The organism is Photobacterium sp. 2_MG-2023, assembly GCF_030547675.1.
GTDB classification, from domain to species: Bacteria; Pseudomonadota; Gammaproteobacteria; order Enterobacterales; family Vibrionaceae; genus Photobacterium; species Photobacterium arenosum.
Genome location: NZ_JAUOQQ010000013.1, coordinates 123,573 through 139,180, shown reverse-complemented (window position 1 = coordinate 139,180; position 15,608 = coordinate 123,573). Strand labels below are relative to the sequence as shown.

Here is a 15,608-nt window from a genome sequence, read left to right as displayed (position 1 = left end):
TTATGGCTATCGAGATACTGGTTATTTCTTTCTGAAAATACGATCAGTCTTCCCCGGAGATCCGAGATGAACCTTTTAATTGGAGTGGTAAACCGGCTGTCACTAGAGTCACCTCATCGGCAATGGCGGCGAACTGCTGATTCATGCGGCCGGCGTTGTCGACAAAATAGCGACTCACTTCGCCGAGCGGCACCACCCCCATGCCAACTTCGTTCGAGACAAAGATCAATCGGGCCTGGCTGTTTTTCGCTGCCTGTACCAGCTCGGTAATACGTGCTTCCAGCGCTTCATTGCTGCAAGCCTCTCCCAGTGCATAAATAACGTTATTCAGCCAGAGAGTTAAACACTCAACCAACACCACATCGTTCGCGGTAAACTGAGTTAACAGGTTTGCCAGTTCCAAAGCACATTCGTGTTCAGCCCAGTTATCCCCACGTTGCTGCTGATGGTGTTTGATCCGCATGCGCATTTCATCATCAAATGGTGTAGCAGTGGCGATATAATGCAGCCTCTTACCCTGTGTGACGTTTTCTTTGGCCTGCTGCTCGGCAAAGCGTGACTTGCCGGATCGTGCACCACCAAGTATCAGGCTCAATGTCGTTTGAATCGTCATTTTATCCTCACTGGTTGTGAACTGAGGCGATAAGGATCAGGTAGATCAAAATTTCCATGAGTTGCTGAGCCGCGCCCAGACAATCACCGGTAAATCCGCCAAGCCGCGCATTCAACCAGGCTTTGAAACCACTCCGAAACAGAACAGCCGCCACTATCAGCACCAGTGACAGTTCGGGCACCAGTAACAGGCAGACGAGGGTGCCGGTCGCCACTAAAAAGAGTAACTCAGGGACGGTCTGGGCATTGGCCAGAGGTTTGCTCTTGCTGGTACTGGAGTCGCTGACATAGTGCATGTCGAAAATCAGTGAGGCCGCGACTGTGCGGCTGAGTGTGTAGGCGACAATCAGAAGCAGTGCCAGTTCAGTATGCTCAGCCAGATAGCTGAGCATGATAAATTTACCCACCAAGGCCATGATCAGGGTGGCAGCACCGTAAGTGCCGATCCGACTGTCTTTCATTATGACCAGACGGCGCTCTGTCGTCAGGCCACCGCCAATGCCGTCAGCCATGTCAGTCAGGCCATCTTCATGAAATGCCCCGGTCAGCAGCAGGCTGAACACCATAGTGATAAAGACGGCGAACTGTGGTGGCAACCAGGCTGCTGTTATACTGTAAGTAATGGCACACAACGCCCCCAGTATAAGCCCAACCAGCGCAAAGTAACGCCCGGCCCGATTCATACGTTCGTCGGAATAAGGGGTTGACGCTGGAATGGGTAGGCGGCTGAAAAAAGACACCGCCAGACAAAACAACTGATACTGATAACGAAGGTTGAACATTTACACCGTGACCCCGGCATCGGCGAAGCTGGCCATGTTGTTGTAAAATTCAGCACTGGCACGAAGCAGGGGGTAGGCCAGTGCCGCACCAGTTCCTTCGCCCAGGCGTAAGCCTAAATCCAGCATAGGCTGAGCTTCGAGAAGAGCTAACACTTTTTGATGCCCTTGCTCTTCAGAACGGTGCGCAAAAATCATCACATCACGAGCTTCCGGCTTGAGCAATGTGGCAATATAAGCCGCGATCGAAACGATAAAGCCATCCACCAGAACAGGCACGCGTTGGTCACTCGCGGCCAGAAACGCGCCGACCATCTGAACGATTTCAAAGCCACCCAGCTCTGCGAGTGCACGTAATGGACCTGGTTCACCGCTTTCACTGTATCTGGCAACACCCTGACGAATCAGACTGATCTTGTTACCCAGCTGCGCATCGCTGATCCCTGTGCCTTTACCGACGCAATAGGCCGCGTCAGTAATACTGAGCGCCGACAGCAGGGCGGAAGAACTGCTGGTATTGGCAATGCCCATTTCTCCGAACATCAGCAGATTACAGCCAGCTTCGATAGTCTGTTTGGCAATTGAACCGCCTAATTCCAACCCCTCGGCAACTTGCTGCTGACTCATGGCGGCTTTCTGGGCAAGGTTATGTGTTCCGGCACCCAATCGCTGTACGATGAAATCAGGGTTATCGGTTTCAACCGGTAGCATAATGCCACAATCAATGACTTTCAGGTCAATGTTGTTAATGCGGCAAAACTGATTGATAGCTGCACCGCCAGCGAGGAAATTGAGCACCATTTGCTGGGTTACTTCGCTGGGGGCAATACTGACGCCTTCTTTGGCAATACCATGATCACCAGCGAACAGCAGCATGGTGGGTTGAGTTAAGGTAATTTGGGAAACCGCCTCTTTCTGTCCCTGACTTTGCAATAAAGCAAGCTGGTGGGCTGTGGTTTCGAGTTGCCCCAACGCGCCCAAAGGCTTGGTTTTGTTATCTATGCGTTCCTGAATGGCTGATGCGTGGCGAGTGTCTAACATGATTTCTAACGCTCCGGTTAAGTGTTTCCATAATCACTGTATTGCAGTTTACTCGCCAGAGGGGCCACTATCCAGTGAAAGCAAAGTGTTTGATATTGTTACTTCAAAATGACAGGAAGAGAGAATGGAATTTGCAGGAGAGCTCAAATTTTTTCGGGACGGTGCATCTATTATAAGCAGACACTGCATTGTCAGTCATTCACATCACAGGCCAGATAATACCTGGCCTGTGATTAACTCCCTTACGCCTTGAGCTGAACTTCCAGTTTCGCCAGCATGAGCTGGGCGGTCTGCAGTGCTCCTTCCACCCATCCCTGACTGTGGGAGTAAGCTTCACCACAGATATAGAGGTGGGTATTTGCTAATGGCTGGACGATGTTATTGGCCACATCATCACTTTGCACACCAATATTCCAGCTGTTCCAACCGCCGCCAAAAGGGTCATCACCCCAGTCACGAAATGCAGCCTGAAGCGGCAGCGTTGGAGTGACTTCCGCGGCAGACACATCATGCATCAGGTTAACCTGGCGGGTGACTTCCGTCATCATAGATTCAGGCGCCTGATGCGCTTCCCATTGCGGATCGACATTTTGCTGTTTCAACAGACGTCCGGTAAATGCCTTGTGTTCTGGTAAGGGTAGGACTTCCAGCTGTTGCTTCCATGCCAGGCCACGTTTTTGTCTGTAGCCATCCCAGAACCCTACGTTGACACCGTCATCGTAACTGGCCATCAGAATTGCCGGGCCTTGTAACGCAGGTGCCCCCTCGTTGGTTGGCCAGTAATAGGTTTGCCTGACAGGCATGTCAGTCACGCTGCGTCCTTCCCTGATGCCGGATTGATCAACCCACCAGGGGGACGCGTAAGTGGTAAACAATTTAAACAACGGCCTTGGTGTGACAGTACCAGTTAAAGCTTTCACTTCTGGTTGCTGTAAAACAGGACAATTTTGCTCCAGCAAATCGATGGAACGCCGTGGCATCGCAAGCACGATATGCGTGGCTGTACACTGGATATCATTGTACGCCGTGATCGCTAATTCACTGGTGAAATTGAGGCTAAATACACCGTTAACCTGTTCAAAACTATTCAGTTTGTGGCCGAGTAACAGCTCGCCACCAATCGCCTGAAGTTCTCTGGCCAGCGCTAATGGTACTGACTGGAAGCCCTGTTTAAATCCGAGGTATTCGACGCCATCACCGAAATCGGTCAGAAACCAAGGGATGGCATCGGCGGCATTCCAGTTCGACAAGGTAGAATTGTAGCCACCGGCATCGCGGCAGTAGCTGTAGTCTTCGCTGCTCATGACAACTTGCAGAACATTCCAAAAGCCCTGTTCGTACAGCATTTTGCCATTGAATTCAGTGTTCATTGCCATTTCACGGCGCTGTTGTTCAGTGAGATCAATGGCGGTAATGCCGGGAACGATTTTATCGAATGCCTCAATAACCAAAGCGCCGGGTGTTTTGCCGAAAGCGTCAGGGCTGTAGTTGTATGGCACAGCATGCGGATTATCTTGATAATCACTGAGCCGGAGCCGTACATCGCGTAAATAGGCGATATTGGCCGGCGTATCGACCGGGAAATGGTAGGTTTCTATTGGATCTGGCAGTGAAGCAAATTGGTTGATCTCATCCAGTAATGCGTGGACGAGTGGTTGCCGTGTTGCATCCAGAATACGCATGCCACCCAGCTCTGCGACCATGTTATTGACATCTGGCGCCTTGACAGATAATAAACGGCCACCGACGCGATCGCTGCCTTCAAAAACAGCAATGCGCTTACCGGGGAAATTCTTTTTTAACTGCCAGGCGCTGTAAACGCCCGATACGCCAGCACCAATAATGGCAACATCATAATGTTCACTCATATTACTTTTCCTTGTAGATAGAATGTGGTGGATCAGGCTAATGTGTTGACATGATCCGGGTTGATTTCATCAAGAAGCTGCTTGTGGAAATAATTCAGGGGTGGACGTCGATACGCTGGTGACGTTTTTATCGCACCTCCGCTTTGTTGCACTGCGGCTGGATCGCGTTCAGTTCGGATGTCCAGCACGTAAGGTTTGTTTTCATTCAGCACGTAGTGAATCGCTTGTTGTAAAGCGGCATTCAGATCAGTGGATTTTTCTACCACTTGCCCCTGAATGTCCGCACCCATTGCATTGGCAATCTGATGGAAATTGAGCTGAGGATGCTGCAGCGACAGATAATCAACGTCGTAGTTGTGGTAACTGGTTGGATCGGTAGGGTCGGGTTCTACCGGCTTTTTCTTTGGCTCCCAGCCATAAGAGCCAATCACCTCTTCGAGGCCATTTTGCAAGGTATGGTATTCCCGGTTATTGGTGATGATGTACAACACGGCGAGCTGATATTTGGCGGCACTCCACCACACTTGCGGGTAGAACAGGGACGAACCATCACCGACCGCATTGATCACCAGTTTGGGTGTGACCCCCTGAATTGCGGTGGGCTGAATTTTAATTCCCAGCGAAGCGGGCATTGACCAGCCGAGTGAGCCGCCGGATACGCAGTAGTAGCTTACCGGCTTGCTCATTTCCTGATTAAGCGGCATCAGGTACTGAAAGCTTGGACTGTCAGACACGGCCTCATGCACATAGACAAACTCGTTCGCCAGCCCTTGTTGTGTAATGGCCTGAGATAAATAGTGCGGGATCAGTGCCGGGTTAATGGTGCCTGAAGCGTCTTGCTCGGCCTGGAGTAAATACGCATCCCAGTCACTGCGGCGTTGTTCGCTGAGTTTGCTTAATAACTGATTGCGGGCGTCCCTTTCGCGCTGAATGTCATCGGAAACCGGCAACTCGGCCATGACTTGGTTCAGTTTTTCCAGACTGGCTCTGATCCCACCCAGCACGGCATGGCTGCCATAGTAGTTTTTACCTATGTCCCAGGTGTTATTCGACAGGTATAAAATATCTACGGATTCCGGGATTAAGGGGCCATCAGCATAATTAAACACAGTAACCTGAGCCTGATTACTGTAGCCCACCAGAAAAGCCACATCATGTTGCTGATAGATGGCTTGCAGCATGGCCTGATTACCCGGCAGCTCTCCTTGCCAGTGATAATCATCGTTCGGGAAGTTCGCCAAACTACTGAAGGTTTGCAACGCCACAGGTGCACCAACGGTTTGCGCTAATACCTGCAACTGTTCCGAGGCGTTGTCGTACCCGACACCATCACCGGCAATGATGATAGGGTTTTTGGCCTGTGCAAAGCGCTCAGCCAAACGACTGATTTCATCCGGATCACCGGCGAAATTGGTCGGAATACGAGTAATACCCGGCAGCTTTTCAGGCAGGCTTGGCAAGGGTTTTGCCATCATGAATTCCCATGGAATAGATATGAAGACCGGGCCACAAGCAGGGGCTTTGGCTTCTTTGAAGGCCCTTTGCAGCACCAGTGGGAATTCGTAAGGTGTGCGCAGTTCGTGCGACCACTTACAATACTGACTGGCTAGCTCTTTGATATTGGATGAAAGCAGGGGTTCTTGTGTAACCAGCTCGTTTTGTTGCTGGCAGCAAAGAATAACCAGTGGTGTATGAGAGCGATAAGCGTTGAACAGGTTGCCAATACCGTGGGCGATACCCGGGGTGATGTGAACCACCAGTACCCCGGGTTCACCTGTCATGCGTGCAGCGCCCATAGCTGCACCCATAGCAATGTTTTCGTGTAAACATTCGACATACTCGACATTATTTTCGGCGTAGGAGGTGCCGTCGATAATGGGGATTTCATTGGTGCCAGGAACGCCAAAAATTTGGCGGATGTTGAGTTGATTGAGCGCATCGTATAAATAATCGCGCATGACGCGCGGTGGCATGTCAGACATGACTTATCCTTGTTGACAAAGGGTACAGCCCTCTCCCTGTTAATGTGATGTAAACAAAAAGTTACTTTTTGGTATTTCGACATTAGTTCAGACTTTAGTGTTCTTCAAACTTATTTGGTTAAGCTTTTAGCTGTTTCTGAATGATTTTTAAATGACATTAATGTCATTAAAATATTTACTCAAGGTTAAAGCTTTAAGAAAAAAGGGATTTGGTGGATTAGTGTGTCAAAGGTAATCGATGGGTTTAATTTTACTGATTAGTCGTTCAATAATGCAGGGGGCAAGGTTGTTAACATCGCTTCGCGCCTTGATGTTCCAATACTCATCATAATTCAGTGCTGTGTTATCATTTTAATATTATAAACGTCAGCATCCTATCTCGCTGTAGGGGCTGAGTTTGTCTTCAGTTTTATCTCTCCACCTGAAGGCTGCATCGTATTATCAGTTATTACGGTTTGGGTTTTACCCTCTTTGAAAGAAAGCCAATCGGTCGATAATAAATAATACGTTAAAGCATTATTATCTCCTGTTTTTTATTGGTATTGTTACAGTTTTTGGGCCGTTTTTCATATGTCAGTTTCTGGAGTATAAACTCATTTATTTATTGATCTTTTTAGGAGCAAGATTAAGTAATGGTAATGTTTTATTTTTAAGGGATTTTTTGGAAAGGATGTAAATTAACTATGTTGTCAAGGTGGGTTAATAAATATAAATCAGTTTTGCAGAAGAATTTCTCTTATTTCAATAACTGTTGAGTCGTGAATGTTAATGCCACATTGAGTGGTATTAACATTTGAGTATTGAAAATTGTGATTCACAGGCGGCTTTTTTCAAGCCGCCTGATTTTTCAATGAAAGGATTTGTCGCGAAGGCCACTCATCCAGCTTTTGGAAGTCAAAGACAGTGTTTATGTGTGTTCTATCGCGGAATAAACGGTTTCAGCATACTTTATTGCTGATTTCCTGTTTCCTGTTTCCTGGGGAGTTCTTCTACAGGCGGTTCAGGTTGCGTTAGTGAAGCAATCACAGAAGTGGCGCATCGTGATCCATGTTCAACAATTAGATCCAGAGCACTGGTAAATAAGAAGTTGCCGTTAGTGATTTCACCCAAGGCAAAAATGTTGGCATGTGCGAATCCTCTGTTATCAAGAACCTGATAGGTTTTATTGAGTATTTGTAACCCGCCATGGGGATGGCTGGCGGCAAGTCCAGAGTTAAAAAGGTGATGTAATAGCGGGGAGTCTGCCTGAGTCAGATCCCGTGCGTTCCCGGTTGCATACACAATGGCATCAGCTTGTGGATTAGTCTCGACGCCAACCTGATAGCTTAATTGTCCGGACTTAACAGCGTTCAACAATTTTATTGCATTCTCTTTCGGAATAGATACCCGTAGTGCCATGGCATTAGACCAGCTATCAGTGAAGAAACGCTGTTTATCTTCCTCGATCAGTTTGCGCCAGATAATATCTAATGCAGCATTGGCGCTGTAAAGAATCGCTTGCCAGCCTCTTGGCCCGTTGGCGAGTTCAATTTCTGTGCTGAGAAAGTGGTGAAAATTGGCCACTGGTGGTGTAGGGAACTGCAGCGATTCCAGTGTATCTTCATTATGTTTTCGGTAGTGGTTGAGTTCTTGCTGGAATAACCGAGCTAAATCAGCAAGCGTTAATGTTCCGAAGTTCTGCTCAATATATCCCGGGGATAAAAATCGATTTCGATGTGTCCCTTGCGTTCCCCGAACACTTGGGAAAAAACCACCTCGTGATCGGAACTGGATCTTTCCTTTATGGCCGCGTTCAAGTAGTCCAATGGCGACGTCGATAGCGCTGAGCCGGGCGCCGACGATGACAACATCGTCATTAAGGTCAATGGCACGGGTCACTGAACGCACGGGATACGGGCTTGTAAAGACTTTCGCTGAGTGCTGTTCATGCTCCATGATTTTATTATGTGTGCCGCAAGCAAGAATCACAGCATCACTGTTTAATTGATGTCCGCACTCTGTGGAAATGCTGTATCCGGTAGAGTCGGAACAAACCTCAATGGAGGAAACGGCTGCTGCAACCGTCAAAATGAAGATGTTTTTTTCGGCCGCTTGCCGGATAACCCGGTAAAACCGATCTTGCATATAGCGGCCAAATAACGCTCTGGGAGCATAGCTGGATGATTCTATGGTGAAATCTGGATAATCCGGTTGCCATTTTGACTCGTGCGCTTTGAGCCAGTGCATGAAGTCACCGGGTAGATCGGGCAGTCCGGAAATCACACCTGCCTGTGTATTAAGAAGGTTGGAATGACTATCCTCTGTATAAGCATTACCCACACCCCAGACACTTTTTTTCTCAACGACAAAAATCACAACATCCTGATTGGGTTGACAGTTCCAGTGACGAGTAAAAGCATCAAGAAAGGCCAGTGATGACGCTCCGCCGCCGACAAGGGTTAAGGTGATTCGTTTCATCATTCTATTCCTCACATGCATCAGTGGAAGTAAAAAGTAAGCTTCGTAACCCCAGCCCCAGCACTAAAACAGCTACCGAGAAAAGCAAGGCCGAATCGGTATCAAAGAACTGACTGATAAGGCCAGCCCAGAACGAACCGGTTGCCTGAGCCAGATACATGACAATCAGGTATATCGCGATAACACGCGAGAGGATTTGCCGTGGAAAAGAAGATTGAATCTCACCATTGAGCAAGGTGACTGCCATGCTCCAACTCAGCCCAAAAACCATGAGAGCAGCGAAAATGACAGTCAGATTACTGCTTAGCCAGATGGTGGCAATCGACGAGATCATCAGGCTATAACACAACCAGTAACCCTGGTGATTGTGGCGAAGTTTCAGCACAGCCGGTAATACAATAACCGTTAACAGTGCACCCAGACCTGTGGCTCCCATTAAGGTGCCTTGTCCGGCCGTGCTCTGGTTTAAGTGATACTTGGCGATATAAGGCATCATTGACCAGATCACACTGCCAGCAAAGAACAAAACGCAGGCATCGAATGTGCAGCGGCGAAACAGTCCGGAGGCAGAAATTTGTTGCCACGCATTACGAGTGGGTACAAAAGCTGGCTGGTCGGTACTGGTTGTCCGTTCGTTGTAAAACCCCCGGAAAAAATAGGCTGAAACGGCAAGCAGCATAGCCGCCGTGACTAAGTAAACCTGATAGTAAGCCAGTACAAGCAGCAATGTTCCTGCAATGGCAGGGCCGACAGCACGGGCAATATTAAAACCCAGATTGTTGAGGACAGCCGCATGTCTGATCTGGTCGCCGGGCACGGTCAGCGCAATGCCTGCCTGTGCAACGGGCATGCGGAAGACGGTTGCGACAGAGAATGCAGCTGTAACCCCAACCAGCAATGCCGGGGAAAGCAGCCCCTGCCAGGTTGCGGCTGCTAGGGTTAACGAAACCAGTCCAAGGCTGAGCTGAGCGACAGTCAGAACCAGAGGTTTGCTGAATCTGTCACCAATCTGACCCGCCAGAATGCCAAACAGCAAGAATGGTAAGGTTGCTGCGACCTGTACCAGCGAGTTGACGGCAGGGGAGGTCGACAAATGCGTTAAAGCGATTGAAGACGTTGTATTCTGAATCCAAATTGCGCCGTTACTCATGATGTTCGCCAGCCAGAAATGGCGGTACTTCGGATTTCTTGCCACAGCAATTAACTCTGCATGCATGATGTCACCTCCTCGGTCTCTGTAGACCAGATGAATTCGCTGGCAGCCCATTGCGCAATGTCGCGGAAAATCTTTTCCATACGTGCTTCGCTATCAGCTTTGACAATTACGTGAATCAGAGCATCGTTTGACATAGTCATGGCATTGTAGTGCAGTCCGGAAACTGTTCTGGATTGAAATCTGACGATTCCCTCATGTCTGAAGGGGGGATGTCCGGAACAGATCAAACGGCCTGTCTGTGGCGGAAGCTGGAATCGGCCTCCGAGCTGCCCCGGAGCCATGGCTTGCGGGCAAAGTGACTCTGAGTGGAATTCGGCATGCAAATAGGCTTCAACGACATTCACGCCGTAAGCCAGTTCAACTTCAGTGACAAGATCGTTACCACCTAACCGGCAGGCAATCTCACACAGGGTGATGTGCTGATCGTTTCCCACGAAGCATTCAATATGGAATAGGGAGTGCTCAGGAGTCGGGAAGACATGTTCGAGTAAATATCTGCTGAATTCAGTCAAAGGGCGATAAAGAGGGTTTGATTCAGACAGAGTGTACGAGCCGAGGCTTTGTCCACCAACGAAATCCATACAGTTCCCCACATATTTGGCAGGGCTGCATACAGACATTTTTCCGTTTACTACCAGACCGTCGACGTGAAAGACTTCCCCTTCAATGAAGGGTTCAATGATCATATCCGTAGGGTCAATTTCAGTACCGATTTCAGCCCAATGTTCGCAAGAGGTGACTTTGAGCGTTTGCTGGGAGCCGCGGCCAGATTTCGGCTTTATCACGACCGGGTAAGGTAACGACTGCCAATTGGCAACTTGATTGGCATCCTGTGGCATTGCGGTGACCACGCCATAACGGGCGGCGTGCTGTTTCATCAGGATTTTATCTCTGAACAGTATGGCTTGGTCAAAACGCTGTCCGGGAATATCAAGAATTTCGCGGATGTGTGCTGCTCTGAGTATGTCTCCTTCGGATAAGGCGATGACAGTTTCAATAACAGGCAGCACCCCATTATCGGTTAATTGCTGTAAAAGCGCAGTCGCTGGATGGGAAAAATAGTGATCCAATTCGATGATCACACCAAATTGAGATGTCAGTTCACTTCTGTTTTCTGCAGATAACTGTTCTGTGATTAAGATGCTGTCACCCTGAAAATACGTTTCCCGGATGCGGCGCTGAATAGATAATATAAATTTTTTACTGGATAAAATGAGAGCCGACATAACAATCCTCTGTTGTATCACCTGTTTGTTGATTTAATTGTTTTCATTTATAGCAATCAAATAGATTCAATAACCAATAAATAATATTTCTGTGGTTCATCAATCTGTATGCTCGAAAGGGATACTTGCTCATTCAACGCTGAAATGGAATCACTGCGGTACTTATATATGCAACCGTGTGATCATGATCGGCTTACATGAAAGGTTGACAGTGTTTATTGGTGGATTGGTGTCTCTGAACTGATGATTTTTCTCTGTCTCAATGGTGGGGTTATTTACTCCCTGGACTAACAGGTTACGGTGTGAGAGAGCAAATAATTGCTGTTAAGGCCAATGTAAAAGTGGGTTGACAGAGTGATTACTATTAATCATAGGCATATGTGCCACTACTGATTTTCTACGTGTAGGTCATTGATGATTCATGATATTTTATTCATAACAAAATAGAGAATGGATAAAGTGAAGTGAGAGTGTCATGGTAGCATCGATTCTGCTGGCAGGAATTATTCAGAGTATTGTGCTCGGCGTTTATTTAGCAATGAAAAGTAAAGAGCAGCATGTGTTTTGGTTGCTGGCGGGCATCCATTTTTGCTTTGCGCTGGATCTTTCTCTAAACCTTGCCTGGCATCAAGTCTGGTTGACATCCCGCATGAATATGATGTGGCCGCTGCTCTATCCAGTGCTGTTTTTCCTTTTTATTCGTCTGTGTTTAACCCAAAGACCGCTCACTCGCCGGGATACGGTGCATTTGTTACCGCTAGCTGCGCTTAGCTTGTTATGTGCGGACTTGCTTTTTGCGCCAGGTGAGACTGTGCTCACGGCTAGGCATCACTTCTCTGGCATCCTGCTGATTGTTTTCTACCTGGGCTATTGCCTGGCAAGTATCCGGTTTGTGTGGCGTTATCAGTCACGGCAACCACTGTTTCAGGCTAAGCTATCTAACGCAAATTTGCTTGTGTTGTGGGGGATATGCACCAGTCTGATTTTGGCTCTGGTCATGGTGATACCACAGGTTATATTGGATACGCATTTGCCTTTACCTTATCTGACAGTGTCTTTGCTTCTGTTCGTCATTACCTGTTGCCTGCTTATCCAACCAAAGCTGATGAATTTTGACGTGATGGTGGAATTGCCTGACGAGGAAGCGGATAGCCAACCTGATGGTGTAATGGCGGCCCTGAGTCAGACGGTCCTGATGCTGATGGATGAAAAACACTACTATCTGAAGCCGGAGATAAGCCTGTCGTCGTTGGCCGGGGAAATGGGTGTGAAACCTTATTTGCTGACACAGGTGTTGAATCAGACAATGGGGATCAAGTTTTATGATCTGGTCAACCAGCGACGTATTACACATGTTTGTGCACTGATGGAAAAACGCCCTTCAAGCGCAGTGCTGGAACTGGCATTTAAATCTGGTTTTAACTCGAAATCTACATTTAACGCGGCATTTAGAAAATATCAGCAGTGTACACCATCGCAGTACAGGACTCGGCTTAAAGGTGCGAATTAGCCAATTCGGACGTCTGATTCCCGTATCCGGACGCTTTATTCTCCAATCTTCTTATTCTGGAGGTCCAGAAAAAGGAGAAAGTCATGATGTTAAAACTACTTTGCAAGACAGGCTTTATTACTGTGTTAGCGGGGCTGACGGGTTGTAATTCAGACGATTATGACAGTAAAAATACGGCGTATACTCATGGTTATCCTGCGCCAGATGGTCCTTATCGGGTCGGGGTGGCAGCCTTTGATGTGTTGGATGCCGGATTGGACGGTATGAGCCCGATCCCGAATCAAACGCGTCGCCTGCCCATCAAAGTGTATTACCCAACGAAACACAAAAACGGAACATATCAATCTTACTTCGATAGATGGGGTCATCAGGTCGGCTATCTTGACCGGGTACGGCCGAAAGACGTGCCTGTTCATCCCAACCAATTTAAATTGGACGAACTCGCTTCCTGGTCTCAAGTTAATGTTGCGATTGCACCGGCGGCATCGGGAAGTGGCTGGCCGATACTCTTCTATTCTCATGGCGCGTTTTTATTTGAGGTTGATAACACTGAGCTTTTGGAAGATCTCGCCAGTCGTGGTTATGTTGTTGTATCCATTAATCATACCTACATTTCGGGAGTCGCCAGTTTTCAGGATGGCAGCTCAGTGGGCACTTATTTGCCCTCTGATGCTAAAGACGTGGGAACGGATAAAGGCTTTGCGTATTTTGATCAGGTTGTTGCACCGCAGATTACACATGACGTTATCTCTGTCTATCAGTGGTTATCCAGACATTCTGAACGGTTTGATGATCAGTTGGATGAAAGCCGTATCGGGACTCTGGGGTACAGTCTGGGCGGATCGGCTGCCATGAACAGCTGCGCCGAAATGCCGGACTGTGTGGCCAGTGTCAACATGGATGGTCTGCTGCTGGGGGATGTTCGTACACAGCCACTCAATAAACCTTTATTGCTGTTGCAAACCCCAAAACAAGTGCTTGCTCAGGCGTTTGAAGACAATGGACATGAGACATACCTGCTGACTGTCGCCAATACGAATCACCGGGATTTTATGGATCAAAACCGCTGGGTGGTTGGCTATCGATCAGGGATTGATGGCGATCTGATGCACGCGATTGTGAAACAAAGTGTGGGGACTTTCTTTGACCGTTATCTGAATGATACCGAGATTGAATGGCCGGAGTCTGATGCCGTAACGATTCAAGTAAAATAAGCACGGAAGTCAGTGGTGTTATAAAAGAAGCCACATCAGAACCGCTCACCGTTGGGCGGTTTCTGATGGTATTCACTTCCGGTCGTGCGCCGGAGATGCCCGTTCAGGGGCATCTACTCTGTGCAGACAGAACTGGCATTGAGTGAAACTTTACATGTGTTGTGCTGAGGCTGATGCCAGTAACGATTGTCAAAAGCAGCGTTGCAGCCGGCATCTTCCATCAATGCCACATCACCGTCGCACAACAACATCACGGCATGATCGCCCTGAATGTCTAATATCATCTGATACTCGTTGAGTTTAGCCAGTTTGTCGGGTGCTGAAGACATGGCGTTTGCGATGATTTGTTCATCCGCCAGATTGTTTATCTCGCCAAACTTAATTTCTCCATCTACTGCTTGCGCGACATCTTTTAGGATTGACGCCAGGTCGTACATTGCTTCGTCGGAATACTCTGCCTGAGCGGAGCATGACGTTATTGCCATCAACAAAGCGAGCTTGATTAACAGTTTCATAATTTTTCCCATGCGGTTAATACACCGTTTTCACATTGGCCAGTATCAAGGTTCCAGTCCTTAAAGAAGTCTGTGGGCCCATTTTCAAAGACAGCCTCAGCCGTTTTCTCCCAAAACAATTGGATGGTCGACACGGCCCGCTCAAATACCTCGTCATAGTGTTGGATGCCATGCGGGGTTTGTAATTCTGCGATGAATTCACGATTTACTTCTTCTGAAAGCGGGTAAGTCAGGCCTTGCGAAGAGGCAACATGTCGAGCCCAGGCAAAAAGTTTGTGGGACTCTTCTGCGTTATTAACCACGAATTGAAAACCGTGATGCCAGCGGTTAATGTCTGGCGGACACTCTTGAGCGTAGTGAGGGTAAATCGCGACCAGGGCAGTCTGCCAGACATCATGAATGATCAGATCGATGGAATCTTCATTGCTATCATCCACGCAGCTACCAATATTTTCTTTCACTCGGTCTGCGAGGCCAATGTTCCCTAAATTCATGACCTTATACCAAATATAAGTATCCTGATGCATTTCGCAGATCCGGTGATCTTTGGCGTTCTCACTGTAAGGGCCAACCTTCAGCTCAACAACCGGGTGGATGGTGATATCCGCAGCGACATGAGCAACAAATCCACATAACCAAGCAAATGCTTTTTCTTGGTTGCGCTCGTCCAGTCTTTTGGTGAGATCAATCAGGGTAGCAATGAATTTACCTACCTTGTTGTAGTGCATCTCATCTGCCCATTTATTTTGAGCATGATTTCCGACTGCAAGGTAGGGGTAATCTGGGCTGACACACCCAAACTCTAAAAACGCTTTGTATTGAGACAGCGTTTTCTTCACGTGTTTCGGAACGTTCAGCTTTCTGAGCGCAGTATTCTCAGAGGCTTTATTGACTGCTGATATATGAGCAAATGCACCAGGCATAATCTTCTCCATTCATATGGCTGGAGAGATTGTAGACGGTGTGAATGAATAATTATGCGATCTGATTCATACAATGACAGTGTGGTTCTGTCGCGATTTGGTGTGATTTAGTGCTTTTTTCTGTGTTTCTCTTTCCGTATATTGTGCGTCGGCTAACCAGTGTACGGGTTTCTGGTCATCCCGAGAGAATGTTGACATCGGATCATTGGTTTGCAGCAGTTGTGTTGCTGAGTTGAGCAGTTCCCCGGGTGTAAAGCGAGGAGAG

12 protein-coding genes are annotated in these 15,608 nt (G+C 47.9%); 2 read left to right on the top strand and 10 right to left on the bottom strand.

Going from position 1 to position 15,608, the window contains the following annotated elements:
- Positions 1 to 43 precede the first annotated feature (43 nt).
- From cobU to Q4491_RS12525, 8 genes are all read right to left on the bottom strand, one after another.
- The gene (gene cobU, locus Q4491_RS12560) at positions 44 to 613 is read right to left on the bottom strand and encodes a bifunctional adenosylcobinamide kinase/adenosylcobinamide-phosphate guanylyltransferase (protein WP_303457890.1); all 570 of its coding nucleotides are present in this window, start codon (positions 611 to 613) and stop codon (positions 44 to 46) included.
- Between the two features lie 7 nt (positions 614 to 620).
- Positions 621 to 1,394, bottom strand: a complete 774-nt coding sequence (locus Q4491_RS12555; protein WP_303457888.1) for an adenosylcobinamide-GDP ribazoletransferase — start codon at positions 1,392 to 1,394, stop codon at positions 621 to 623.
- Positions 1,395 to 2,432 carry a nicotinate-nucleotide--dimethylbenzimidazole phosphoribosyltransferase gene (cobT, locus tag Q4491_RS12550; RefSeq protein ID WP_237796354.1) on the bottom strand — a complete coding sequence of 346 codons (1,038 nt, stop codon included), beginning with the start codon at positions 2,430 to 2,432 and terminating at the stop codon, positions 1,395 to 1,397.
- Positions 2,433 to 2,674: 242 nt separating this feature from the next.
- The gene (locus Q4491_RS12545) at positions 2,675 to 4,300 is read right to left on the bottom strand and encodes an FAD-dependent oxidoreductase (protein ID WP_303457884.1); all 1,626 of its coding nucleotides are present in this window, start codon (positions 4,298 to 4,300) and stop codon (positions 2,675 to 2,677) included.
- A gap of 32 nt (positions 4,301 to 4,332) precedes the next feature.
- Positions 4,333 to 6,282, bottom strand: coding sequence for a thiamine pyrophosphate-binding protein (locus tag Q4491_RS12540; RefSeq protein WP_237796359.1), 1,950 nt, complete (start codon positions 6,280 to 6,282; stop codon positions 4,333 to 4,335).
- Between the two features lie 948 nt (positions 6,283 to 7,230).
- On the bottom strand, positions 7,231 to 8,742 hold the full coding sequence (locus Q4491_RS12535; protein ID WP_303457881.1) for an FAD/NAD(P)-binding protein: 1,512 nt from the start codon (positions 8,740 to 8,742) through the stop codon (positions 7,231 to 7,233).
- Position 8,743: 1 nt separating this feature from the next.
- On the bottom strand, positions 8,744 to 9,955 hold the full coding sequence (locus Q4491_RS12530; protein ID WP_303457879.1) for an MFS transporter: 1,212 nt from the start codon (positions 9,953 to 9,955) through the stop codon (positions 8,744 to 8,746).
- On the bottom strand, positions 9,940 to 11,181 hold the full coding sequence (locus Q4491_RS12525) for an acetyl-CoA carboxylase biotin carboxylase subunit family protein (protein ID WP_303457877.1): 1,242 nt from the start codon (positions 11,179 to 11,181) through the stop codon (positions 9,940 to 9,942). Before Q4491_RS12525 ends, Q4491_RS12530 begins: the two co-directional genes overlap by 16 nt.
- Positions 11,182 to 11,656: 475 nt before the next feature.
- On the opposite strand from Q4491_RS12525, the gene Q4491_RS12520 reads away from it, so the two are divergent.
- Both Q4491_RS12520 and Q4491_RS12515 read left to right on the top strand, forming a co-directional pair.
- Complete coding sequence (locus Q4491_RS12520; protein WP_303457875.1) at positions 11,657 to 12,691, top strand: helix-turn-helix transcriptional regulator; 1,035 nt, start codon at positions 11,657 to 11,659, stop codon at positions 12,689 to 12,691.
- An 83-nt stretch (positions 12,692 to 12,774) separates the two neighbouring features.
- Positions 12,775 to 13,905, top strand: coding sequence for a hypothetical protein (locus Q4491_RS12515; protein ID WP_303457873.1), 1,131 nt, complete (start codon positions 12,775 to 12,777; stop codon positions 13,903 to 13,905).
- A gap of 113 nt (positions 13,906 to 14,018) precedes the next feature.
- Here the strand turns inward: Q4491_RS12515 and Q4491_RS12510 are convergent, their stop codons facing one another.
- Complete coding sequence (locus tag Q4491_RS12510; RefSeq protein WP_192014007.1) at positions 14,019 to 14,420, bottom strand: hypothetical protein; 402 nt, start codon at positions 14,418 to 14,420, stop codon at positions 14,019 to 14,021.
- Complete coding sequence (locus Q4491_RS12505) at positions 14,417 to 15,343, bottom strand: zinc dependent phospholipase C family protein (RefSeq protein WP_303457871.1); 927 nt, start codon at positions 15,341 to 15,343, stop codon at positions 14,417 to 14,419. Before Q4491_RS12505 ends, Q4491_RS12510 begins: the two co-directional genes overlap by 4 nt.
- Positions 15,344 to 15,608: the final 265 nt, after the last annotated feature.

Bases quoted from the DNA above. Each gene is read 5' to 3' on its own strand.
- Q4491_RS12525 (WP_303457877.1), bottom strand. From the start codon at position 11,181: ATGTCGGCTCTCATTTTATCCAGTAAAAAATTTATATTATCTATTCAG.
- Q4491_RS12505 (WP_303457871.1), bottom strand. From the start codon at position 15,343: ATGCCTGGTGCATTTGCTCATATATCAGCAGTCAATAAAGCCTCTGAG.
- Q4491_RS12510 (WP_192014007.1), bottom strand. From the start codon at position 14,420: ATGAAACTGTTAATCAAGCTCGCTTTGTTGATGGCAATAACGTCATGC.
- Q4491_RS12535 (WP_303457881.1), bottom strand. From the start codon at position 8,742: ATGATGAAACGAATCACCTTAACCCTTGTCGGCGGCGGAGCGTCATCA.
- cobU (WP_303457890.1), bottom strand. From the start codon at position 613: ATGACGATTCAAACGACATTGAGCCTGATACTTGGTGGTGCACGATCC.
- Q4491_RS12520 (WP_303457875.1), top strand. From the start codon at position 11,657: ATGGTAGCATCGATTCTGCTGGCAGGAATTATTCAGAGTATTGTGCTC.
- Q4491_RS12540 (WP_237796359.1), bottom strand. From the start codon at position 6,282: ATGTCTGACATGCCACCGCGCGTCATGCGCGATTATTTATACGATGCG.
- Q4491_RS12530 (WP_303457879.1), bottom strand. From the start codon at position 9,955: ATGCATGCAGAGTTAATTGCTGTGGCAAGAAATCCGAAGTACCGCCAT.
- Q4491_RS12515 (WP_303457873.1), top strand. From the start codon at position 12,775: ATGATGTTAAAACTACTTTGCAAGACAGGCTTTATTACTGTGTTAGCG.
- cobT (WP_237796354.1), bottom strand. From the start codon at position 2,432: ATGTTAGACACTCGCCACGCATCAGCCATTCAGGAACGCATAGATAAC.
- Q4491_RS12555 (WP_303457888.1), bottom strand. From the start codon at position 1,394: ATGTTCAACCTTCGTTATCAGTATCAGTTGTTTTGTCTGGCGGTGTCT.
- Q4491_RS12545 (WP_303457884.1), bottom strand. From the start codon at position 4,300: ATGAGTGAACATTATGATGTTGCCATTATTGGTGCTGGCGTATCGGGC.